The sequence below is a fragment of the Pelorhabdus sp. sgz311001 genome, assembly GCF_055901755.1.
Genome location: NZ_JBVXUT010000007.1, coordinates 186,797 through 207,403 on the forward strand (window position 1 = coordinate 186,797; position 20,607 = coordinate 207,403).

Here is a 20,607-nt window from a genome sequence, read left to right on the forward strand (position 1 = left end):
CTGCCATGCAGTCTAGTTAGACTTTTTTACTACCGTTTTTTCTCTTTTTCCTCGTCTTGCCGTAGTAGGCACATCGGCGCGACTAGTTGATCAAAAACATTGACATTGGCTGTTCCCGGCGACATCCCATAGGTCGTACGATCTAAATGATAGTTGATGGCGACGCCCTGAATGCGAGCTAGACCGCTGGCTGTAGGAATTCCCCTAAAAGGATTGTAATTAAATTGAGCGATATAGTAATTTACAATACCATTGGAATTCACCACAAGTCGATTCGGATCAAAACCATCAGATGTATAAACAGCGTCAAGCGGCGCTGCCGGATAGTAGCCTCTATCGGTTATAAAAAATACGGTATAGACCCCTAGTGGCAACAGACCATTCGCAGTAATCTCAATATGACCATATTGTTTTTCCCCGCAAATTTCGCCAGTTGCTGTCGCCTGCGACCAAAAGTTAGCTGCTACAGTAGCTGGCTTATTGGCTACAACTACAGCAAAGCTGAGCTGACAGCAGCCGCAGGGAACTTTGCGTCCTTCTTCCATGCATTTCCCCTCCCTCCCTACAGCGATAGGCAAGCTGTAAGAACTAATCGTACTACATTCTATGCATGAGTTTTTATTTTGCTTCTATTGACAACCTGCAGGGGAGTTGCTACAGTAAAGAAAAAACGGCGGGAGAAGAGTGAGATAATGATGAATATCCAGAAAGTAAGCAAAAATGACCAAGCACTTTGCTGTATCCCGCTTGTTAGTCAATCTCAGACAGAACTTCTAACGGAATTACAAACGATCCTACCCAAACAGCCAGATCTTGTGGAATGGCGCGCCGATTATTTTCATTCCTTAAGTAATACTGCGGAAGTTCTTTTAACAGCGAAAAAATTAAAAGAAGCCGCTCCTGATACAACTTTTATCTTTACCATTCGCTCGCTTGCCGAGGGAGGGCAAGCGACTTCGCTGTCGGCTGATCAGTCCGTTGAATTAACGGCAACCGTTTGTGAGCAAACCCAGCTTGAATATGTTGATTGTGAGCTGAGCCAAAAAAGCGAAGCAAAAGCACTGCTCGCCCGACGTGCAGCTGCGGTCGGCAAAAAAGTCATTGGTTCTTATCATAATTTTAGCCACACGCCACCACAATCAGAGTTAATTGCTAAGTTTAAGGAAAGCGAATCCGCCGATTTTTCTGTGGCTAAAGTAGCGGTTATGCCGCAATCAATGGAAGATGTCCTCACCTTAATGAGCGCCGCTCTGGCAGCTCGCAAAATTTTATCCATTCCGCTTATTGCGCTATCGATGGGCGATTACGGCGTAATTACACGGATGATGGCCGCTGATATTGGCTCTTCTGTTACTTTTGTTGTTGGCCAAAAAGCATCCGCGCCGGGACAAATTCCAATTGATGATTTTCGCATCCTCCAAAGCCTCGTAAAAAAGAAAGAGGATTTAGCCCCTTCTTAGTAGTATAATACTGTCAAAGGAGCTGATACCATGAGTCTTGTAAATAAGTGCAGCGATGCCCTGTTACACAAAAATAGAACAAAGAAATCTTATTCACATCCTATGTTTTTGTCTCCTTCCAGCGGAAAATGGATCAATGTAGACGAAAACGAAAATATTTATGTATTAAATCGCGACGAGTGGCGATTCATCTACCCGTCCAGCCCAGAATGGCAAATCTATCTCACTGAGTCAAAACAACAGCATCAAGTTAATGCATAAAAGCGAGGTGTAAGCCCGAATGGATATAGCAGCTTTAGCAACTGTCTCAAGTCAAGTTCAGACCTTATCCACAGCTGATACATTAGTTATGAAAAAAGTATTAGAAAATATGGATCAGACAGGACAAGATACGCTGAGTCTGTTGCGCGAGGCCTTACCTCACCTTGGACAAAATATTGATATTCAAGCCTAGACGATAAAATTTTTTATCAAAACTCCACATAATGAAAATAAAAACGCCTAAAAAGAGGCGTTTTTATTTTTTTATTTAAAAATGAGCAAAATAATTTTATCCTACGATATATTTTTACTATTTCCATTTGTATTATACTAGTATATATTAAATACTAGATGGTATAAATTGGAATTTAGAAATGTTTGAAAGTGAGTGATCTATCCATGGATAAGTGTGTACAACAAGGATCTATTGAAATCACCTATGCCGACAGACAGGGCCAGCAAACCACTGAACCTCAGGCCTTTCACAAATTAGTCTACTTCTATGACAAAAACAAACGTCTAGTCCAGTCAAGCCTTCATGTCCGCTTTTCCCTGCAAGACCAATGGTAAAGAAAAAAACTCGCCCCCCGTTAAGAGTTGCGAGTTCTTCCAAAAAGTTCTACCCTATTTTATATGTTACTCAAGCAAGAGAAACAGCATAAAACAATACAGAACTAGAAAGAAGTGAAGCTAAATATCCGCCAATGACAATGCGGCTGTTACTCTGTTTTAATTTACGATCTTCTTTAGCATATATTTTAGGAGCGCAAGCGTCCAAATAACATACATTGCTATTCATATAAATTCATCCTCTCTATTCATTTACTTTTTCTTGCAGTCCCTATTATAGTACCATTAGAACTTTTTGTAAATGAGAATCATTATTGTTATAATTTTAAATGTAAAGATACTTTTTCGAAAAGTTAGAAAGGTTTTATTTTAGCGAATCGCCAAAATAAAACCTTTTTTCTATTCCTTCTTCTTGGCAGCCGCTGGTGCTACATGAAAAACCATCCGCAGAATCCACAATAATAAAACTGCGCCGAGGGTGCTGGCAAGCAGCGTTCCCCATAGACCGTAAACGGCAATTCCCATCATATTAAATAAAAAACTGCCAATAAAAGAACCGACAACGCCTGTCACTAAGTCGCCCCAAAGCCCCAGACCGCTGCCTTGTGAAATCATGCCAGCAAGCCAACCGGCAACAAGTCCAATTCCTAAAGACCACAGCATTTTATTCACCTCCTCGCTCTAGTATTCGCCATTTTTATCCTTTTATACAAAATTAGAAAAAAAGGGCTACAAAAAAACTGCTGCCACGGCAAATTCAAGCCGAGCAACAGTTTTTTTATTAATAAAATAGCAATAATAAGCACTACCTATTTTGCTTTAATTTCCCCTTGATATACAAGGCCTCGCGCCGCATCGACAGTGACAAGATTGCCTGTCTGCAAAAGCTCTAGCGCGTGATCAACACCGACAATGACTGGGATCTGTTGATGAATGCCAACGATTGCCGCGTTAGAAGTAAGACCGCCTTCTTCGCAGAGAATGGCTTTTGCTTTACTTGCTAAAGCCGCCTGCTCTTCTTCCAGACCTGCCAGTACCAGAATATCTCCTTCTGTGACACTCTGCCAGTCGCTAGCAGACCGAATCACTTTTACGGTTCCAGTGACTACACTTTGGCCAATTCCAGTGCCACGCAATAAAATTTGACCAACGACGCAAACACGAATCAGATTCGTATTGCCGCTTAATCCAGCCGGAACACCTGCGGTGATCACAGCTAAATCGCCTTCTTTAATCAATCCCGCTTCCAGAGAACGATTGACGGCGCCTTTCACCATTTCATCCGTATCCTGATAATCGGTTCCTACCAGAACCTGCACACCCCACAACAGTTGCATTGCTCTTGCTGTTTTTTCATGAGGTGTTACGGCAATAATTGCCGCTTGCGGACGATATTTAGAAACCATGCGCGGGGTATAGCCTGACTGGGTTGTCGTAATAATGGCCGCCGCCTCTAGCTGTTGCGCAATCTGCACTGTGGCATGGCTGATCGCGTCAGTCATGGTATTATTCAAGCACAAGCCTTTACGGCGCAAGATGTCCTGATAAGCCAAGGCAGCTTCGGTGCGAATTGCAATTTTCTCCATCATCGCCACGGCTTCGATGGGATACTTGCCAGAAGCCGTTTCACCACTTAGCATAATGGCATCGGTTCCGTCCATAATAGCATTTGCTACATCACTGGCTTCCGCGCGAGTTGGCCGAGGATTCACGATCATCGATTCTAGCATTTGCGTAGCAGTAATAACTGGCTTTCCTGCTTCATTACACTTTTCAATAATCATTTTCTGGACAAGGGGAACTTCTTCCGTGGGAATCTCCACGCCAAGATCGCCTCTAGCCACCATAATTCCATCAGAGAGGGCAATAATCTCGTCTATATTTTTCACGCCTTGAGCATTTTCGATCTTGGAAATAATCTGCATAGTAGACCCGGCTTCTTCTAAAACTTTGCGGATTGCTAAGATATCAGCGCCGCGCTGAATGAAGGAAGCGGCAATAAAATCGAGACCTTCTTTTACGCCAAATCGTACATCGGCAATATCCTGTTCCGAGAGCGGCGGCAAATTAACGGAAACTCCCGGCGCCGCTACGCGTTTACGATTGCCAATGCTGCCTGTATTGAGTACGGTTGTATGAATTTCGTCACCCACAACGGTCTCCACTCGCAGAGATACAAGGCCGTCAGAAAGCAAAATCAGATCACCTGCCGTAACTTCTTGCGGTAGCAGTGCGTGATTCACTGTAGAGATTTCTTTCGTACCACTTACCTCGCGAGATGTAAGAGTAAATTTCTGTCCTTGTTCTAAGATAACTTTTTCGTCAGCAAACAGACCGAGTCGCATTTCCGGCCCTTTCGTATCAAGCATTAACGCCACAGGCAGACCTTTGGCTTTAGCGGCAGCGCGCACTTTTAAAATCCGTTCGCCTTGCTCTGTATGCGTGCCATGCGAAAAATTAAAGCGAGCCACATTCATTCCGGCATCTAACATCGCTTCTAAAATACCCGGCTGATCCGTACTGGGTCCTACTGTACAAACAATTTTCGTTTTTTTCATCATGATAACTTCGTTCCTTTCACGCGCATCGCTCCAGCAATAATACGGCATAATCGATCTGCCGCCACTTCAATAAAATCAGCGCCGCCCTTAAGGCATTCGTCTAAGGCCATCGGGGCAGGCACACTACTCATAACACCATCAATACCGGCTTGAAAAACAGCTTCATAGCCCTGGCCAAGGCCGCCAGCAAGACAGAATACTGGCACATCGTACTTTTGCGCCGCTTTCCCCACACCGACAGGGGCCTTGCCAAAAGCGGTTTGAAAATCAGTACGCCCTTCGCCAGTCATGACAAAAGCAGCTTCTTTGACGAGAGCATCAAAGGAAGTTGCCTCCAAAACAATTTCAACACCAGGACGCAGTACAGCATCCGTAAAGAATAAGAAACCAGCGCCAATTCCACCGCCAGCGCCCGCACCAGCTTGCGCCGCAATGGAGCGGCCTGTAGCCTTAGACGCAATCACAGCATAATGGCCCAAAGACTGATCAAGGCTCGCTACCATTTGCGGTGAAGCGCCTTTTTGCGGGCCATAGACAGCGGAAGCGCCATTTTCGCCACACAAGGGATTATCTACGTCGCAAGCTACAACAAGTTCTACTGTTTGCAGCCGCGGGTCCATACCGGAAAGATCAATCGTAGTCAAATCACGCAAAGCCAACCCGCCGTAAGGCAATGCTTGTCCGTTCGCATCAAGAAATTTGCCACCAAGCGCTTGAATCATTCCGCAACCGCCATCATTCGTAGCACTGCCGCCAATTCCCACAATAATCTTGCTTACGCCACGTGACAAAGCGGCTTTAATCAACTCTCCCGTACCATAGGTTGTTGTAACGCCTGGATCCTTCTGTCCCTCAGGCACTAAGGTTAATCCGGAAGCGGCGGCCATTTCCACCACAGCGGTATCCCCGTCGCCGAGCATGCCCCAGAAAGCTTGTACTTTATTACCAAGCGGTCCTACGACCTCGGCAGCAATCAGCTCACCTTTTGTTGCCGCAACCAAGGCTTCAACAGTGCCCTCGCCACCGTCGCCAATGGGAACTTTCACTACAGACGCCTGCGGAAAAACGCGGAGAATTCCCCGTTCCATCGCTCGAGCTGTCTCCACAGCTGAAACACTGCCTTTAAATGAATCGGGCGCTACTACAATGCGCATGCTACCCCTCTTTTCCAGTTTATTGTACATTCATAAATTTACTTTCATTGTATAAAAAAATAAGACTAAGTACAATATTCAAACATTATAAGGAATCGTCATGCATAGTTTATTTTATTGTGCAATATATACAACAAACAAAATTAAAAGCAGGATTTTAGCGCTCCTTTAGAATATATTTTATATAAAATAACTAATGAAGGTGAAGCCTCTTGCTACTCTCCCCCTTGCTAGCCCAACAGATTGTTAATAAACTGCTGCCGCTCGTTCACCAAAATATTAATATCATGAACCCGCGCGGGATTATTATCGGCTCCGGCCAGCCTGATCGAATCAACAGTCTGCACAAAGGCGCCGAACAAGTCATCGCCAGCGCCAAACCAGTAGAAATCTATCCCCATGAGATTGATCGCTACAACGGCGCTAAACCTGGACTCAACATGCCGATTATTATTAATCGCCAAATGATCGGCGTTGTCGGCGTATCAGGCCATCCAGACGCCGTACGTTCTGTTGCTCTCATGGTCAAAATGATCACTGAACTAATTATTGAGCAAGAACTGCTGCAGGAAGAAGCCCGCTCCCAATCCCAATTACGGGAAAACTTCGCCTTACAGCTGCTTTCTCCCGAAGCGTCCTTAAATACTGATAAAATTGTCAAAATGGCAAAGCTGCTCAAATTCGATTTATCACTGCCGCGCTGCGTCCTGGTTTCAGACATGCAAAGTTTACTGCCAGGAGCGCTGGAAACAACAAATTTAGCGGAATTTGCCTTAGCCCGTTCTAAAGAAGCTCTGCTCTTGCAGCTCACTGACGCCGCCTTATTAAGGCCGGAAGATTTTGCCGTATTCCTTGAAACAAAACTGCTGATTCTAAAACATTTCTCTCAGGAAAAGAGTTTACAGCACCGTCAAGAATGGGCGCAAGCTGTCAGAAACGTCTTATCGCCAGACAAAGCTCTCGCCTTCCCGCTGGGACTGGGCAGCTTACTAAACTCCTCCAACAAACTGGCGCAATCTTATAAAGAAGCGCTGTTCGCCTTGAGTAGAAAACAGCCGCTGGCCACAATTCATGATCTAGATATATTAGCCGATTATGTCACGACTACCCTAGCCGCTAATCCGCCACAGCCGCTAGATCAACTGCGCCGTCAAATCGAACAGGAACTTGAACGAAAATATAATATGAAGCAAACATTGTCCTATCTGCTTGCTAATAATCTCAGCCTAACCGATACGGCGAAAACGCTGTTTATTCATCGCAATACACTATTATTTCGTCTGGAAAAACTAAAAGAAGCGACAGGATTAGATCCCTGCCACTTCTTAAATCACGCGCTATTATGTAAAGTTATTTTGCACAGTTAATTGCCAACTTGCCGCTTTTCGGCCAGGTTGCGCCATTTCAAACCAGGATCAACCTTTTCATAGTTTTTCATCTTGGCCACTAACTCTTGCGGATCCGAGGAAACAAGCAACAAGTTAAAACTTGACTCATTCATAAATCCCTCTTCCGTTGTATTTTTCAAGAGATTTACTAGCGGATCATAAAAAGCGGCTACATTCAAAACCGCCACAGGCTTATTATGAATCCCGAGCTGCGCCCAAGTAAGAATTTCAAAGAGTTCTTCAAAAGTGCCAATCCCGCCAGGCAAAGCAATAAATCCGTCAGAAAGATCAGCCATGGTTTTCTTTCTTTCATGCATGTCCTTTACCTCAATCAGCCGCGTCAGTTCGCTACTAACAATTCGATCAGGAAACAGCCCTTTGGGAATAACACCAGTAACACGGCCGTTTCGTTTTAAAACCTGGTGGGCAATCTCCCCCATCAGTCCTACGTTAGAACCGCCATAAACAAGTTCTATCCCATTTTCCACAAGGACATTTCCTAATGTAATGGCGCTTTCTCTGTATTCACTTCGCACTCCGGCATTAGAACCGGAATATACACAAATTCGTTTCACTAACAACCACCTCATCTGCTAATACACTCTAACGAAACAACCAATTTATAAAAACAAAAGCCTGCCACAAGAAAAAGTTCTCATGACGGCATCTGTTTTGCAAGAAGCTCGCTTTATTATGATTCCAGTAAAAGCAGATAATTCCTGTAAGCTATCAATATTTTAGCCTCTGAAACACGCCGAGGCGCTGTTCGGCCCAATGAAAGGCCAGCTGCGTTACCGCACACAAAACAAGGTAGACAAGAAAGACGTCTATATATGCTTCAATGTAATTATAACCGAAGGAAGCGGCAATTTTTCCTGTAGCGGTAACTTCCTTCACTGTCATTAGAAAAGCCAACGAAGTATTTTTCATCAGATTGACAGTCAGATTGCACAAGTTAGGCAAAGCTGATACAAGGGCCTGGGGAATCAAAATACGCCGATAAATCTGGAAGTAAGACATGCCTATAGATAAACCTGCTTCCATTTGCCCGTCAGCCAAACTCAGCAGCGCTGACCGAAAAACTTCCGATAGCAAAGCCATCGTATTTAGGGTAAATACGATATATGCGTAAAAAATGGGATCCACGTCAAACACTTTGATTTGCCAGCCGAAGGTTTTCACAACCGAATTAAGCAAGCTAGGCATCAAACTATATACGACTAGGATCTGAAGCACCATGGGCGTGCCGCGAATAAAGGAAACATAGAGCTGCACTAAAGGCTTAATTCCTTTTACCTCATAGATCCGCGCCAAAGCCATAAAAAAGCTAAAGGGAATCGCTACAGCAAGCGATACAGCCGTTAGTTTTAACGTAACAGGAACGCTTTGAAGAATCACCCATAGCGTCTTCGCCATAAAATCATAATCAAGTTCCACAAAAGCCGCCTCCTTTCCTATACGGTCTGCGGCCGTTTGTGCCGTGACAGTCGATGCTCCAACATAAAGAAGGCTTTTTCAAATAAAAGAGCCATAGCCCAATATATAGCCGATAAGGCTAGGTAGATTTCCAAGGCATAGGAACCATAATTTTGCGCAATGATTAGGTTGCCAGAGCCTAACACATCAATTAAGCCGATCGTATAAGCCAAAGCGCCTTCCTTTAACAGCGAAATAAAGGAGTTGCCGAAGTTAGGCAGAGCGATGATCGCCGCCTGCGGAATCACGATGCGCCGCAGGGCTTGAATTGGAGTCAAACCAATGCTAACTGCCGCTTCATATTGTCCGCGGTCAATTGCCAGATAAGCGGAACGCATCACTTCCGATACAGGCGCTGCAAACAGCAACGTAAAGGTTGTTATAACAAAAAACATTTTATGAAATTCATTGATATCGTAATCAAAGACCTCCAAGCAAAACTTGGGCAGTCCATAAAAAACGATAAATAACAGAATAATGGACGGTGTACAACGAATGATGCCTGTATAGGCATTGGCCAAGAAGCGGAGCAAAGGCTTCTCACTCAGCTTGGCCGTTGCCAGCAAACCACCAAGCAAACTGCCTAAGAACACCGAACTGAGGACAACAGCTAAGGTGATCCCCAAAAAGGGCAACAGCTCGGGTATGACCGTCAAAATATAGAGAGGATCAAAGGGTCTCATGGCGTCCTCCATTCGGGAAAACTTTATTTGGCCACAAGCCGCAGCAAGTCTTCGCCAAAATATTTATCTTCCAATTCTTTTATTTTTCCAGACTTCGTTAATTCATCAATTGCTTTATCGTAAGCGTCAGCAAGCTCCTGATTCTTCTTGTTGAAAATCGGATAAGTCGGAATCGCGCTATAACGAACATAAGTCAATTGGTCATTGAATTTATGATAGGTTCCTTTTTCATCAGCTACATTATTTTTGAAAGCTAGTTCAATATCAAAGAAGGCGTCATAGCGGCCCTCCAAAACCCAAGTATAGGCGTCAGCAATCTGGAATGACTCGGAAGCCTGCAATTTAATAGGCGTATCAGGATGCTTCTTATTGTAATCTTCTACAACGGCATACTGAGCATTTTGCGGTGCAATCGGCACAAGCTTACCGCCGCTTTTCGCAAAGCTGTCCATATCGGTAATCTTATCGGCGTCACTCTTACGGATCGTTAACCCAATCACGCTGGCGGCAATATAGTTTTTCGGGAAAATAAATTTGCTCTTACGCGCTTCTGTCTGCCAGACACCTTTGATCCCTACATCATATTTGCCTGACTCCACACCAATCAGCAAATCATCATCTGATGTGGGTACAAATTTAAATTGATAGCCTGGCAGCTTCTTTTCTACTTCCTTCATAATCTGCACTTCAATCCCGTCTTCCTGACCGTCTTTATTGACAAAGTCATAGGGCACATAATAATTCGTAAAGGCAACGCGCACTACTTTTTTATCACCGCTAGACGCCGCCGCATTTCCCGCATTTTTGTCAGCTGATTTGCCGCAGCCGGCACTGACAACCGTAGCTACGAGAACTGCCGCCACCGCCAACAGCTTTATAAATTTATTCATGATTCATTTCCTCCTCTAAATTCTTATGGCAACACAGTATCCCCTAAAACCAGCTTTAGATCGGCAACTTTAACCGATGTCGCCTTACAAAATCCACAGTCTTCTCAAAGCGAAGCCGCTTTTTCACGTACCCATTGAAGTCGCTGCAAATCAATATCGCCAGGAACAGTGCAGTCGGCGCCAATAATCACACCCGTTTTGCCTGCATCACGAATAATATCTGCCACAGCTGCCTCGATGTCTTCTTTTGTTCCGCTATATAACAAGCTGTTCTTCGTATTATCAAGCCCGCCGATCACAGCCCGACCGCCAAATAAATCCTTAGCCTTTGATAAAGGAATCCCTTCAACAACAGCCGCATAATTGATGACTTTTGCTTCGTAGTCAGTGTACCAGCTTAAATCATTGTGACAGCCAGCATAGCCGCAAATGTGAAGAATATTATGAGCGCTGACCTGATTCGCAGCAGCTAAAATCTTCTTTTCTGCTGGCGCAATAATCTCTTCATAGACTCCTCTGGTTACTTCCGGCTTCGGCAGATTCTGCACACTGAAATAGATTCCGTCAGCGCCGCCTTCCGTAATCACCCGTGTTGCCAGAGAGGCTAGATCCTCTGAAATCACGTCGAGAATTTCTTTAAGCGCTGCCTTGTCTTCCTTCAACAAGTTCACAAAAACACCGTTCGGATCCGCTGCAGTTTGTAAAAACTCCAAATAGCGCGGCGCCGCAAAAACATTATAAAAGAGCAGTACCTCTTTACCATAAGCGTCTACCGCTTGTTTTACCAAATTGACCTGTTCTTCAATCCAGCGAGCCTTAGGCCCAATTGGACGAATCGGCAAAGCTTCCTTAACAGACTTAATATCACGCAATGCCGCATTCGGATAGAGAAAGTAGCCATCACTCATAATCTTGATAAAATCAGGCTGGAAGCCCTCATAAAATCGTTTCAGACCTGCCAAATTGGCTGCGGCAATCGCCGGATTCCCTTCCCCTTCAGCCGTTTCCGCGTCGGGCAGGAAGTGATACCAAAAGCCAACAGGAATCCGATCTACCGGTTGATTTTGAAAAGCTGCGAGAACAAGTTCTTTTTTCGTTTGTGTCATGATTTTATACCCCTTTATCGTTTCTTTTTAGACAACATATCTTTTTTAGGCAACACAAAAAGGCTAAGCACAGAAAAATCCCTTCTGTGCTTAGCCTTCAATCTTTTTGATCAGCTAAAGCGCCTAAAAATATTTTATTTGTTCCTTATATTACACAAGTGCTGCAGCGATGTCAATAGAAAATTTAGTCGTAGAGAAGTTATCACAAATTTGTCACAACCTTACGGTATGATAAGTAATACTTTCTTTTCATAGGAGGATTCACTTATGATATCAAAGGCAGATAAAAATTTTTACTTAAATATAGCCTTATTCTGTTTGGGCTTGATCAGCGCTGGAACAGGGATCTTGTTATCACTCAAACTGCCGGAACTAAGGGTTTTGCCGCTCAAACCCTTTCACGAATGGTCGAGCTATATTTTAACAGGTCTCGTACTAATTCATCTCTTCTTTCATTCTGGCTGGATAAAGACCATGGTCAGAAATAAACTTACGTCAAAATAGGAACATCCCCCTTAAAGCTCTCGGCTACATCGCCGAGAGCTTCTACTTTAGATAAAGCGGAAGCCCCCGGTCATAGATTCATTCATCTATAACTAGGGGCTAGCGGCAAATCTATATTCCTTTATTCAATTCATGCCTTGTTGAAAAGCATGGGGGCCGTGTTGCCCGGGAAATCCTTGCGGTTTCATCGCCTTATGAATACTTTTCATATCTTCTTTAAAAGTATTTTCATCGACGCCTAAAGACGCGGCCACATCCTGCCAGGAGTTATTGATCCGCTTTTGCGCTAATATATCACCAATTGATTTGCCCGTATTTTGGGCCAATGCATTAGCTACAGTAATATCACGCGGATGATAGCCTTGCCCAAGCAGATCAAGCGAAGTTTGCTTGGAGATTTTCAGTTTCTGTTCCATTCGCGTTGCAGCAATATCATTACGGGTCGCTTTCATTTGCTCTTTGCTCACACCCAAGGTCTGCGCCACATCTTTCCAAGTATTATCATACGTCTTAGCCTGCATCACTTCTGTTAAAGATTTTCCGCTGGCTTTTGCCAAAAAAGAAGCTCGGAAAATATCGCGAAAAGCGATATGCTCTTGCTGATATTTCAAAACTTCATCTTTACTTACACCAAAAACGCTTGAAACATGTTCTGCAAATTGATTCGGGTTTGGAGCAAATTTACCTTGATGCACAATTGGCGGTTGTTCGCCACCTTCAAATTGCGGTGACGCATTCACAACGAAAGGACTCATCGTTCCGGCAAGAATGGCGATCCCTGCAGTCAAACCTAAAATACGCTGTTTATTGAATATTTGTTTCATGGTCCATCCCCCTCAAGAATATTTTTAGTATCTTTAGGCTTATTATAGCCAGCAAATATGACAACTTTATGATAATCCGAAGGGGATTCATTACTTTTTATAAAAACAGTAAAAATCACTGCTAACTTAGAGGTATTCTTCGTTCTTGACGATATAAGCTTCGCCATAGCTTATAATATAGGGCAATAATTGTCCATAAGTATCACGTATAATTTCATTAAACTCTTGCTTGCCAACAACCACAAGTTTAGGTAGTACCTTTTTTAATGTTCCATGACATTCAGGAATATTTCTTACTAGCATTAGTTGCTGCCACATAAACCGAGTATTGGCATTGAAAAGTTCTTCTTCAAACGGTTCTGGCTCAAAGCTCATTGTTTCCGCCTCCTTTTTTAATAAAATTCGACATTTTTAGTCATTTTCCTTCAATGGAAATAAAATAAAACCACCGCAATAAAGCTGCTGCTTTACTTCGATGGTTGTAATACATTCTACAAATGAATTTTTCTACTACTTTCTAACTACACCAAGCTGCTGGCTGATTTCACCTTGTACCAAAAGCGTATTATTGGCTTCTTCTTTTTTAACGCCAATTACGTTACATTGCTTGCAGAAATAGTACGTATATACCGTCTCTGAATAATGATCACTCCCTGGCGCCCCCCAACGCATTACTTTTTTCCGCGGAGATTCTTCCATGGTACAATTGCATTTTTCACAAATCGTTTTGATCACCCTCAAAATCAGCTTATTATTTAAGATATACCACATTCCCGGCAATAATAAAAGCTTTATTTTCGGAAATGTCCAAATGCACCTAATAATTCCCAATCTTTTTTTAAATTTTTCTTGACTAAAAAAATACGCCAGCTATAATATAGTCACTATTTTGATAAGAACTATAGCTAAAGGAGCTCTTCTACAAATGATCCATATCGACTTAGTAATAAGTATGAATCTGCTCGGCGTCATTGCCTTTGCCTTCGCTGGCGCAATGAAAGCAATCCAAGAACACTTAGATCTTCTCGGAATCCTTATTTTAGGTATCGTTTACGCCCTCGGCGGCGGCGTAGTGCGAGATATATTAATTAATCGAATTCCTTACGCATTTTCCGCCAATGTCGATGTAGCCGTAGCAGCGTTGGGAGTTATTATGGCAGGTGTAGTCTATCGATTGCTAAAGCGCGATATATCTAACCGCTCTTACATCCTCATTCCTGATGCCCTAGGCTTAGCTGCATTTACTACTGCGGGCGCCGTTACGGCCCATCAAACAGGTATATCCGGAATAGGACTTATTTTCCTTGCCGCAATTACTGCTGTTGGCGGCGGTGTTATCGGAGATTTATTACTAGGAAAAATTCCCGCTGTTTTAAAAAATGACTGTTATGCAACTTGTTCGATTCTTGGCGGCCTTTGTTTCTATTTAGCGACAATGTGGAATGTTGATCTAGGTATCACCTCACTTGTAAGCAGCAGCATTACCTTCTTGATTCGTTTATTAGCCATACGCGGGCAATGGAGTCTACCAAAACTAACCTGGCAAAAGACCAGTTAAAGCTCCTCGTAATTAAAAATTCATTTCAGTACTATTCCTTTATGATATGCCGCTCAGCATTGGAAACTTCCGTGAAAGCGGTGGACGGTGCGGCGCTTTTGCGTCTAACTTCTTTAAAAAGCATCAAAATCGCAAATAAAATGGCGGCATAACCAGTAATCGGAAAAAGCAAATTTACTAGTTTGTCAAAGGGAATGACACTGCCAAAAAACATACCGATACTAGTCAACACAACAGCTACTGTATTAAACGTTTTTGTCTTGTCCACAGCAAATTTGCGAACGACCATCAGTAAAACCGAGGCTACGGCTGAATAAATGCATAATACGATAATGATCGAAAAAGTGAGTCCCAGCAACGGCGAAACGTGATTCGCGATAGCCAGAGTGGGAACCTGCTGTCCTACAATAAGAGCATGATAAACAATCTCCGCCAAAACAAGAAATATAATAGCTACCGTAAACATAACCCCGCCGACAATTGCGCCGATGCGAGCTTCTCGCTGATTCGCAGCTTGACTACCACAAGTTACTTGGAAGGGGATACTCATCATTAATGCTAAGAACGCGTAGAGAGCGCCTGACCAGGCCCAATTATCAGAAGCAGACTGGAAACCAAGCGTCGGCATTAGCGCATCGCCGCGCATGAGCATAGCGGGCTCACCCAAAACAGAAAACAATGCAGCGATCCCGATTACGGCAACAAATAAAATCTTAACAGGCCCAATAACCCCAATAATATTAATGAGTCGATCCACGCCAAGCAATACGGTCAGCAGTGAGAGAATCCCGATAAAGCCTGTCCCCAAATAGGTCGGCACACCAAAATACTGATGGATTGTTGCACCGCCGCCAGCCATCATGACCACAAAAATGCCATAACTTAAAACAACGCTGAACCAGATATAGACTTGGCCCAAATATTTACCACAATAATACTGAAACGCATCGTAGGGATTTTCAAAATTCTCCCTTTGCCCTAGATTCCATAATGTATAGGAGAAGATGCAAGTAAGGATACAGCACAAGCCAGCAGCCCATATACCCTTAATTCCATTCACAGCAAAAAACTGCAGAACCTCTTGGCCCGTAGAAAAACCGGCTCCAATCCAATAAGCGCATATCGCACCAGCAAGAATAAATATTTTTTTCAAACGCACCGTATGATTATCCACAATAACATCTCCTATCCTATTAAACTCGCCTCTAATTTAATCCCTTACTAATCCTTGTATAAAGACAAAGAGCAGCTAAGTCATCACCTTGGCCTTTGCGGTTATAGGTATACTTAGCTGCTCTGCTAATCGTGCATTCAATTATGTACAAGCTGTATATCGTCATCCTCCAAGTATGATATTTAAAATTTTTGTACTTTACATTGTTTATTTCTCTTTTTTAAAGTACGTAATATGACAGGTCTTGCATCCCTTAGCAATGGTGTCGCCTAACTCAAAGCCGTAACCCATGGCTTTAGCAATATAACGATCGCCATCCATCGCCATGTCACATAATTTTTCACAGGTTTCATCATCAAGCCCCAACTTCTGCCAGGCTTTTAGCAGCGGACAGTAATGAAAGTCCATTTCTAAAAGTTCTTGTGTTTTATGCCTGTACTCAAGCTCAAAAGTTTTTGCCACATCTTGGGCAAGAAAAACATCACCAAAACAACTTAAATTTTCAGGATCAGAACAAGCCGCTTTCAGTTCCGCGCCTTGCGTTAGTCCGGTTTCGACAATCGCCTGACGAATAAATTTTTCTGCCGCTGCCGCTTCACCGGCTTCTCGCGCTTTTACATAGGTCAAACCAGTCCAAGTGGCACGATGCTCTGTAGCACTACGCCGTACATTTACCAATTCATCATCATGAAGTTTCGCCTCATTAATTATCATAGAACTCCTCCTCTAATATGATCACATCATGTATTATTAACTCTTTAAAAAATCCAATTGACATCCATAAATCCTCTTTTTACTACCCATAAGAGCTCTTGCCGTAATCATATCACAAGAAAACAGCAAAGGCAATAGTTTTCATTATGGAGATTTATTTATCTGTTTATTTACACTTAGCTTCAACAAAATAACAAACTTAACGACAATCGAGAATTTGTTTACAGTATTTTTAGTCATACCACTGCGGTTTACCTTCGGCAGCAACTTGACTTATAAAATTTTCCCAAGGTATAATAAGCCTATATCGATCGAGGAGATCCACAATGAAAAATCGTCTTGTAACGACTTTAAAAGATCAAGTATATGAGGCTATGTTTACTGATATTATCAAAGGCGTCTATTCTGCCGACATGATTTTGACGGAAAAGTTTTTTATAGAAAAATATCAAGTAAGCAGAGCTCCTATCCGCGAAGCCCTGCTCCAGTTAACTAGCAAGAAGTTTTTAATCAGCATCCCGCGCCAAGGCTATCGAATCTTGCAACCTGATAAAAGTTATATGATAGAACTGGCAAAATTTCGCGCCGTTACAGAACCAGCCTTTTTAGAACGTTACTTTTCTAACATAGATACAGACTGTCTGGAAACATTGCGCATAATCTGCGATAAATATGCAGCTTGCCCTGATCATGACTTCATGGCTCACTGGAAATATAACTGCGAATTTCATTTGAAATTGTTTTCCATGTACAAAAACCCCTACGCTTATGAAGCTCTGGAAAACGCGTTGTATCTTCAAACCGTGTACTTTGTCCAGACTGAACATGACGCGACCATGGATTTACACCGAGCAATCGTAGATTATATTGAAAAAAGGGATGTCAACACAGCCATGAAAATACTACGAGCCGATATCGAAACACTTACGACTTCCGACTCTTTATAAGGAGAAACCATTCATGAAAAAACGTTGTCTTTATGTTATTTTTTTATTACTACTTTGCTGGCAGACATTAGCTGCCGCTGCGCCCATAGCGCCAACAACTAGTGCCGAGGCCGGTATAATGATCGATGGTAAAACACAGCAAGTCCTCTATTCTAAAGATGCCGACAAAATCATGTACCCAGCAAGCACTACTAAAATGCTCACTCTTTTAATTGCTTTAGAACGAGGCAAATTAGACAGCATTGTTACTGTTAGCAAAAACGCCGCCTCTACGGAAGAATCAAACCTAGGTATCCATGCTGGCGACAAACTGCCGCTACGGGATTTATTAACTGGAATGATGCTTGTATCTGGCAATGATGCTGCTGTCGCCGCCGCAGAACATATTGCTGGTTCTGTCCCCGCCTTTGCCAAACTGATGAACGAAAAAGCCGATCAACTTGGCGCAGTAAACAGTCACTTTTCTAATCCTAACGGTCTACCCGACCCCTATAATCACTTTTCTACGGCCAGCGATCTAGCAAAAATCGCAGCAGCAGGTATGCAAAATCCCGAATTTGCCAAAATTGTAGCAACACCAAGCTACACCGTTCATTTTTTAAACCGTCCACCACTGTTCGTAAAAAATATTGATAAATTTTTGCGAATTTATCCTGGCGCTAATGGAATAAAAACAGGCTACACTGATGCGGCAGGAGATTGTTTAGCCGCTGGCGCCAAGCGAAATGGCGTTGAGCTTATTGTAGTATTATTAAATGATGATGAACGTTGGGATGACTCAATTCATTTAATGAATTATGGTTTTCAATTAAAAAAAGCGCTTTAAGCAAAGCGCCAATCAATTTCATAGTATAATAACATTTCGACTGACTGCGAAATATTTCAAGCCAGTCTTTTTTTTGCCCTTTGTATTCCATTTATTTACAATTAATCGGTTTAGTATCTATTAATTTAATACGCATTAATTCATTATCGATTAATTTAACATATATTTAATTCCATATTAACACCACTTTGCTCAGTAAATGTAATAATCATGTAAAGTGTAATCACATCAATGCGGGAGGCGCCTATGAATATTAAAAAAAAGCTCGTAATCTACATTTTATCGCTAACGATGGTAATGCTACTTTCTATTTGTCTATTTAGTTATTGGAATGCCAGTAAACAACTCACTAGAGACATCAACATAAATATGGATATAATTGCCGACCAACAGGCGCAGGTTCTTGATGATTGGTTAGAAAAAAAGGCAAAAACACTGCAAGATTTAGCCTTCGTGATCCAAAATACAACAAATGGCGAAATTCCCGCTTCTTATTTCAAACTGGATCCCAACGATAAAGAAATCTCTGATATCTATATCGGCTTTGAACGAGATGGCAAATTCATTCACGGTGAGTCCTCACCAATGCCTTCTGATTATGACCCTCGCAAACGCGGCTGGTATTCAAACGCTAAAGATAAAACCGGACTCATTTTTAGCGATCCCTATATTGATGCAACAACAAAAAAGTTTTGTGTAAGCCCGGCTATCGCCTTAAAAGATTCCCAGGGAAAGCTTAGGGGCGTCATGGCTGAAGATATTTTACTCGAAACGCTGACTAGTATTATTGAAAAAGCGACCTTGAACGGCAAGGGATATGCTTATATTATTGACGGAAAAGGAACTATTTTAGCTCATCGTGACCCACAATTTATCGCTTCGAACCTTGCCGATAATGAAGAGTTAAAAACGATTGCCACCAAAATGTTAAATACGCCATCGGGCAATATCGAGTATACGCTACAGGGAAAAGATATGATTACCGTATTTAGAAAAATCCCAAGTACCGGCTGGACAATTGCCTTTACTGTATCAAAAGCGGAAATATTTGAACCACTGGCACAACTGAGGAACGTCTATTTGCTAATTGCTTGTTTATCCCTTTTACTCATGGGGCTTGCTACTACGTATATATCACGGAAAATTGCTAATCCAATTTCTAATTTAACCAAAAACGCCTTACTCTTGGCCGACGGTGATCTACGCATTTCTGTCGAAGTTGCCGGAAAAGATGAAGTGGCGTTATTGTCACAAGCTTTCAATCAGATGGGCAGTAATTTACGCAAATTGATAACAGAAATATCAAGTACAGCTGATTATCTATTAAAATCCGCCTCAGAAATGAATCATGCCGCTGGCGAAGCTGGTCAAGTATCGGAGCAGATTGCAATTACCATTACTGATATGGCTCAAGCCGCTACGAAACAATCCGATGTAATCACCTCTAGCGCCGATAGAGTAAAAGAAATGGCAAATTCCGTTCACTTAATTACTAGTGCCGCACAAAAATCGAATACCACAGCAGGCGAAGCGATGACAGCAATCCACGAAGGAAATGCGACGATTGCTAAACAGGGAATATTGATGCAGGAAAATCAAAAAGCTGTTATCAATGTCCGTGATTCGATCGCCGAACTAGCTGAAAAATCCTCACAAATCGGTCATATTATAGAAGTCATCTCCAATATAGCCGATCAGACCAATCTATTAGCGCTCAATGCAGCTATAGAAGCGGCACGCGCGGGCGAACAAGGCCGGGGTTTTGCCGTCGTAGCCGAAGAAGTTCGTAAACTTGCCGAACAGTCCAATCACTCGAGTAAAGAAATCGAACAGTTGATTAAGGACATTCAAGCAACAACAAAACTGGCTGTTGAAGAAATTGCACTAAGCAATGATATTGCTCTCGACTTAGAAAAGGCCTCTCATACAAGTCAGCAGTCACTCCACGAGATTAACAAGGCTGTACAAGACTTTGTTGTACAAATTGAGCATATTTCGACCGAAACAACGGCAGTCAACGAAAATGCCACTGAAGTATCTAGCTCCATCAACGAAGCCGCTGCCGTTTCTGAAAGCAATGCAGCAGCTACCGAAGAAGTTGCTGCCGCTACGGAAGAACAAGCCGCTTCGGTTCAATCTATTTTCTCAGAAACCAATACACTGTTAAAACAAGCCGAAACATTAAAAAAGGAAATACAAAAATTCAAGATTTAATGCCAAAGGCCCTCTTCCAAGTGAACCTCATCAGAATTCACCCTCAGATGCAATAATATTTTACCTTAATAGCTTTCGGCGCAAACCACCGACAACTATACAGATATGAAAGAAAAGCCTTCCGATTTCTCGGAAGGCTTTTCTTTATTGGAGCCGATGATAGGATTCGAACCTACGACCCCCTCATTACGAATGAGGTGCTCTACCAGCTGAGCTACACCGGCACATAACAATAGATATTATAACTTATGTATAGTAATCTGTCAATATCTTAGTGTTACCATCACCTGCTATATT

The 20,607-nt window shown here is 42.6% G+C and carries 24 protein-coding genes and 1 tRNA gene; 9 read left to right on the plus strand and 16 right to left on the minus strand.

Annotated elements, in window-relative coordinates; genetic code table 11:
• Positions 1–29: 29 nt before the first annotated feature.
• Complete coding sequence (locus AC0MXB_RS16855; protein WP_474040890.1) at positions 30–545, minus strand: hypothetical protein; 516 nt, start codon at positions 543–545, stop codon at positions 30–32.
• A 147-nt stretch (positions 546–692) separates the two neighbouring features.
• Between AC0MXB_RS16855 and aroD the strand changes: the two genes are divergently transcribed.
• Genes aroD through AC0MXB_RS16870 form a run of 3 tightly spaced genes read left to right on the plus strand, consistent with a single transcriptional unit; the run spans position 693 to position 1,914 of the window.
• Positions 693–1,460 (plus strand): type I 3-dehydroquinate dehydratase, encoded by a 768-nt coding sequence (aroD, locus tag AC0MXB_RS16860; RefSeq protein WP_474040891.1) that lies wholly within the window; start codon positions 693–695, stop codon positions 1,458–1,460.
• Positions 1,461–1,490: 30 nt separating this feature from the next.
• On the plus strand, positions 1,491–1,721 hold the full coding sequence (locus AC0MXB_RS16865; RefSeq protein WP_474040892.1) for a hypothetical protein: 231 nt from the start codon (positions 1,491–1,493) through the stop codon (positions 1,719–1,721).
• 19 nt (positions 1,722–1,740) lie between these two features.
• A complete protein-coding gene (locus AC0MXB_RS16870) occupies positions 1,741–1,914 on the plus strand; it encodes a YjfB family protein (protein ID WP_474040893.1) in 174 nt (57 codons plus the stop codon).
• 447 nt (positions 1,915–2,361) lie between these two features.
• On the opposite strand, the gene AC0MXB_RS16875 is transcribed toward AC0MXB_RS16870, so the two are convergent.
• From AC0MXB_RS16875 to AC0MXB_RS16890, 4 genes are all read right to left on the minus strand, one after another.
• Complete coding sequence (locus AC0MXB_RS16875) at positions 2,362–2,520, minus strand: hypothetical protein (protein ID WP_474040894.1); 159 nt, start codon at positions 2,518–2,520, stop codon at positions 2,362–2,364.
• 170 nt (positions 2,521–2,690) lie between these two features.
• The gene (locus AC0MXB_RS16880) at positions 2,691–2,954 is read right to left on the minus strand and encodes a GlsB/YeaQ/YmgE family stress response membrane protein (RefSeq protein WP_474040895.1); all 264 of its coding nucleotides are present in this window, start codon (positions 2,952–2,954) and stop codon (positions 2,691–2,693) included.
• A gap of 146 nt (positions 2,955–3,100) precedes the next feature.
• The gene (pyk, locus tag AC0MXB_RS16885; RefSeq protein ID WP_474040896.1) at positions 3,101–4,852 is read right to left on the minus strand and encodes a pyruvate kinase; all 1,752 of its coding nucleotides are present in this window, start codon (positions 4,850–4,852) and stop codon (positions 3,101–3,103) included.
• Positions 4,849–6,006, minus strand: a complete 1,158-nt coding sequence (locus tag AC0MXB_RS16890; RefSeq protein ID WP_474040897.1) for a glycerate kinase family protein — start codon at positions 6,004–6,006, stop codon at positions 4,849–4,851. The genes pyk and AC0MXB_RS16890 overlap by 4 nt, the downstream gene beginning before the upstream one ends.
• A 212-nt stretch (positions 6,007–6,218) precedes the next feature.
• On the opposite strand from AC0MXB_RS16890, the gene AC0MXB_RS16895 reads away from it, so the two are divergent.
• On the plus strand, positions 6,219–7,373 hold the full coding sequence (locus AC0MXB_RS16895; RefSeq protein WP_474040898.1) for a CdaR family transcriptional regulator: 1,155 nt from the start codon (positions 6,219–6,221) through the stop codon (positions 7,371–7,373).
• Here the strand turns inward: AC0MXB_RS16895 and AC0MXB_RS16900 are convergent.
• The 5 genes from AC0MXB_RS16900 to AC0MXB_RS16920 all read right to left on the minus strand — a co-directional run bounded on the left by AC0MXB_RS16900 (position 7,370) and on the right by AC0MXB_RS16920 (position 11,549).
• Positions 7,370–7,969 (minus strand): LOG family protein, encoded by a 600-nt coding sequence (locus AC0MXB_RS16900; protein WP_474040899.1) that lies wholly within the window; start codon positions 7,967–7,969, stop codon positions 7,370–7,372. The two genes, AC0MXB_RS16895 and AC0MXB_RS16900, sit on opposite strands and share 4 nt — an antisense overlap.
• A gap of 154 nt (positions 7,970–8,123) precedes the next feature.
• Positions 8,124–8,831, minus strand: coding sequence for an amino acid ABC transporter permease (locus AC0MXB_RS16905; RefSeq protein ID WP_474040900.1), 708 nt, complete (start codon positions 8,829–8,831; stop codon positions 8,124–8,126).
• 17 nt (positions 8,832–8,848) lie between these two features.
• A complete protein-coding gene (locus AC0MXB_RS16910; RefSeq protein ID WP_474040901.1) occupies positions 8,849–9,553 on the minus strand; it encodes an amino acid ABC transporter permease in 705 nt (234 codons plus the stop codon).
• A gap of 23 nt (positions 9,554–9,576) precedes the next feature.
• The gene (locus tag AC0MXB_RS16915; protein WP_474040902.1) at positions 9,577–10,443 is read right to left on the minus strand and encodes a transporter substrate-binding domain-containing protein; all 867 of its coding nucleotides are present in this window, start codon (positions 10,441–10,443) and stop codon (positions 9,577–9,579) included.
• Positions 10,444–10,547: 104 nt separating this feature from the next.
• Entirely contained in the window at positions 10,548–11,549 is a 1,002-nt protein-coding gene (locus AC0MXB_RS16920; RefSeq protein ID WP_474040903.1) for a uroporphyrinogen decarboxylase family protein, read from the minus strand.
• A gap of 267 nt (positions 11,550–11,816) precedes the next feature.
• Here AC0MXB_RS16920 and AC0MXB_RS16925 point away from each other — a divergent pair, with 267 nt between their 5' ends.
• Positions 11,817–12,053, plus strand: coding sequence for a DUF4405 domain-containing protein (locus AC0MXB_RS16925; RefSeq protein ID WP_474040904.1), 237 nt, complete (start codon positions 11,817–11,819; stop codon positions 12,051–12,053).
• A gap of 125 nt (positions 12,054–12,178) precedes the next feature.
• On the opposite strand, the gene AC0MXB_RS16930 is transcribed toward AC0MXB_RS16925, so the two are convergent.
• The 3 genes from AC0MXB_RS16930 to AC0MXB_RS16940 form a co-directional block, all read right to left on the minus strand.
• The gene (locus AC0MXB_RS16930) at positions 12,179–12,877 is read right to left on the minus strand and encodes a hypothetical protein (RefSeq protein ID WP_474040905.1); all 699 of its coding nucleotides are present in this window, start codon (positions 12,875–12,877) and stop codon (positions 12,179–12,181) included.
• Positions 12,878–13,003: 126 nt separating this feature from the next.
• Complete coding sequence (locus tag AC0MXB_RS16935; RefSeq protein ID WP_474040906.1) at positions 13,004–13,252, minus strand: hypothetical protein; 249 nt, start codon at positions 13,250–13,252, stop codon at positions 13,004–13,006.
• A gap of 135 nt (positions 13,253–13,387) precedes the next feature.
• The gene (locus AC0MXB_RS16940; protein ID WP_474040907.1) at positions 13,388–13,612 is read right to left on the minus strand and encodes a hypothetical protein; all 225 of its coding nucleotides are present in this window, start codon (positions 13,610–13,612) and stop codon (positions 13,388–13,390) included.
• A 190-nt stretch (positions 13,613–13,802) separates the two neighbouring features.
• On the opposite strand from AC0MXB_RS16940, the gene AC0MXB_RS16945 reads away from it, so the two are divergent.
• Complete coding sequence (locus tag AC0MXB_RS16945; protein ID WP_474040908.1) at positions 13,803–14,435, plus strand: trimeric intracellular cation channel family protein; 633 nt, start codon at positions 13,803–13,805, stop codon at positions 14,433–14,435.
• A 31-nt stretch (positions 14,436–14,466) separates the two neighbouring features.
• Here AC0MXB_RS16945 and AC0MXB_RS16950 read toward each other — a convergent pair whose 3' ends face one another.
• Positions 14,467–15,609, minus strand: a complete 1,143-nt coding sequence (locus AC0MXB_RS16950; RefSeq protein WP_474040909.1) for a YkvI family membrane protein — start codon at positions 15,607–15,609, stop codon at positions 14,467–14,469.
• A 207-nt stretch (positions 15,610–15,816) separates the two neighbouring features.
• Positions 15,817–16,323 (minus strand): L-2-amino-thiazoline-4-carboxylic acid hydrolase, encoded by a 507-nt coding sequence (locus AC0MXB_RS16955; protein WP_474040910.1) that lies wholly within the window; start codon positions 16,321–16,323, stop codon positions 15,817–15,819.
• A gap of 326 nt (positions 16,324–16,649) precedes the next feature.
• Here AC0MXB_RS16955 and AC0MXB_RS16960 point away from each other — a divergent pair, with 326 nt between their 5' ends.
• The 3 genes from AC0MXB_RS16960 (at position 16,650) to AC0MXB_RS16970 (ending at position 20,310) form a co-directional block, all read left to right on the plus strand.
• Positions 16,650–17,270: a GntR family transcriptional regulator gene (locus tag AC0MXB_RS16960; protein ID WP_474040911.1), complete on the plus strand. Its 621-nt coding sequence runs from the start codon at positions 16,650–16,652 to the stop codon at positions 17,268–17,270.
• A 13-nt stretch (positions 17,271–17,283) separates the two neighbouring features.
• Complete coding sequence (locus tag AC0MXB_RS16965; RefSeq protein ID WP_474040912.1) at positions 17,284–18,096, plus strand: D-alanyl-D-alanine carboxypeptidase family protein; 813 nt, start codon at positions 17,284–17,286, stop codon at positions 18,094–18,096.
• Between the two features lie 246 nt (positions 18,097–18,342).
• Positions 18,343–20,310: a methyl-accepting chemotaxis protein gene (locus AC0MXB_RS16970; RefSeq protein ID WP_474040913.1), complete on the plus strand. Its 1,968-nt coding sequence runs from the start codon at positions 18,343–18,345 to the stop codon at positions 20,308–20,310.
• Between the two features lie 148 nt (positions 20,311–20,458).
• On the opposite strand, the gene AC0MXB_RS16975 is transcribed toward AC0MXB_RS16970, so the two are convergent.
• A tRNA-Thr gene (locus AC0MXB_RS16975) sits at positions 20,459–20,534 on the minus strand.
• Positions 20,535–20,607 lie beyond the last annotated feature (73 nt).

Excerpts from the sequence above, each read along its gene's own strand:
- AC0MXB_RS16855 (WP_474040890.1), bottom strand. The coding sequence starts at position 545 with ATGGAAGAAGGACGCAAAGTTCCCTGCGGCTGCTGTCAGCTCAGCTTT.
- aroD (WP_474040891.1), top strand. The coding sequence starts at position 693 with ATGATGAATATCCAGAAAGTAAGCAAAAATGACCAAGCACTTTGCTGT.
- AC0MXB_RS16865 (WP_474040892.1), top strand. The coding sequence starts at position 1,491 with ATGAGTCTTGTAAATAAGTGCAGCGATGCCCTGTTACACAAAAATAGA.
- AC0MXB_RS16870 (WP_474040893.1), top strand. The coding sequence starts at position 1,741 with ATGGATATAGCAGCTTTAGCAACTGTCTCAAGTCAAGTTCAGACCTTA.
- AC0MXB_RS16875 (WP_474040894.1), bottom strand. The coding sequence starts at position 2,520 with ATGAATAGCAATGTATGTTATTTGGACGCTTGCGCTCCTAAAATATAT.
- AC0MXB_RS16880 (WP_474040895.1), bottom strand. The coding sequence starts at position 2,954 with ATGCTGTGGTCTTTAGGAATTGGACTTGTTGCCGGTTGGCTTGCTGGC.
- pyk (WP_474040896.1), bottom strand. The coding sequence starts at position 4,852 with ATGATGAAAAAAACGAAAATTGTTTGTACAGTAGGACCCAGTACGGAT.
- AC0MXB_RS16890 (WP_474040897.1), bottom strand. The coding sequence starts at position 6,006 with ATGCGCATTGTAGTAGCGCCCGATTCATTTAAAGGCAGTGTTTCAGCT.
- AC0MXB_RS16910 (WP_474040901.1), bottom strand. The coding sequence starts at position 9,553 with ATGAGACCCTTTGATCCTCTCTATATTTTGACGGTCATACCCGAGCTG.
- AC0MXB_RS16915 (WP_474040902.1), bottom strand. The coding sequence starts at position 10,443 with ATGAATAAATTTATAAAGCTGTTGGCGGTGGCGGCAGTTCTCGTAGCT.
- AC0MXB_RS16920 (WP_474040903.1), bottom strand. The coding sequence starts at position 11,549 with ATGACACAAACGAAAAAAGAACTTGTTCTCGCAGCTTTTCAAAATCAA.
- AC0MXB_RS16925 (WP_474040904.1), top strand. The coding sequence starts at position 11,817 with ATGATATCAAAGGCAGATAAAAATTTTTACTTAAATATAGCCTTATTC.
- AC0MXB_RS16930 (WP_474040905.1), bottom strand. The coding sequence starts at position 12,877 with ATGAAACAAATATTCAATAAACAGCGTATTTTAGGTTTGACTGCAGGG.
- AC0MXB_RS16935 (WP_474040906.1), bottom strand. The coding sequence starts at position 13,252 with ATGAGCTTTGAGCCAGAACCGTTTGAAGAAGAACTTTTCAATGCCAAT.
- AC0MXB_RS16945 (WP_474040908.1), top strand. The coding sequence starts at position 13,803 with ATGATCCATATCGACTTAGTAATAAGTATGAATCTGCTCGGCGTCATT.
- AC0MXB_RS16955 (WP_474040910.1), bottom strand. The coding sequence starts at position 16,323 with ATGATAATTAATGAGGCGAAACTTCATGATGATGAATTGGTAAATGTA.
- AC0MXB_RS16960 (WP_474040911.1), top strand. The coding sequence starts at position 16,650 with ATGAAAAATCGTCTTGTAACGACTTTAAAAGATCAAGTATATGAGGCT.
- AC0MXB_RS16965 (WP_474040912.1), top strand. The coding sequence starts at position 17,284 with ATGAAAAAACGTTGTCTTTATGTTATTTTTTTATTACTACTTTGCTGG.
- AC0MXB_RS16970 (WP_474040913.1), top strand. The coding sequence starts at position 18,343 with ATGAATATTAAAAAAAAGCTCGTAATCTACATTTTATCGCTAACGATG.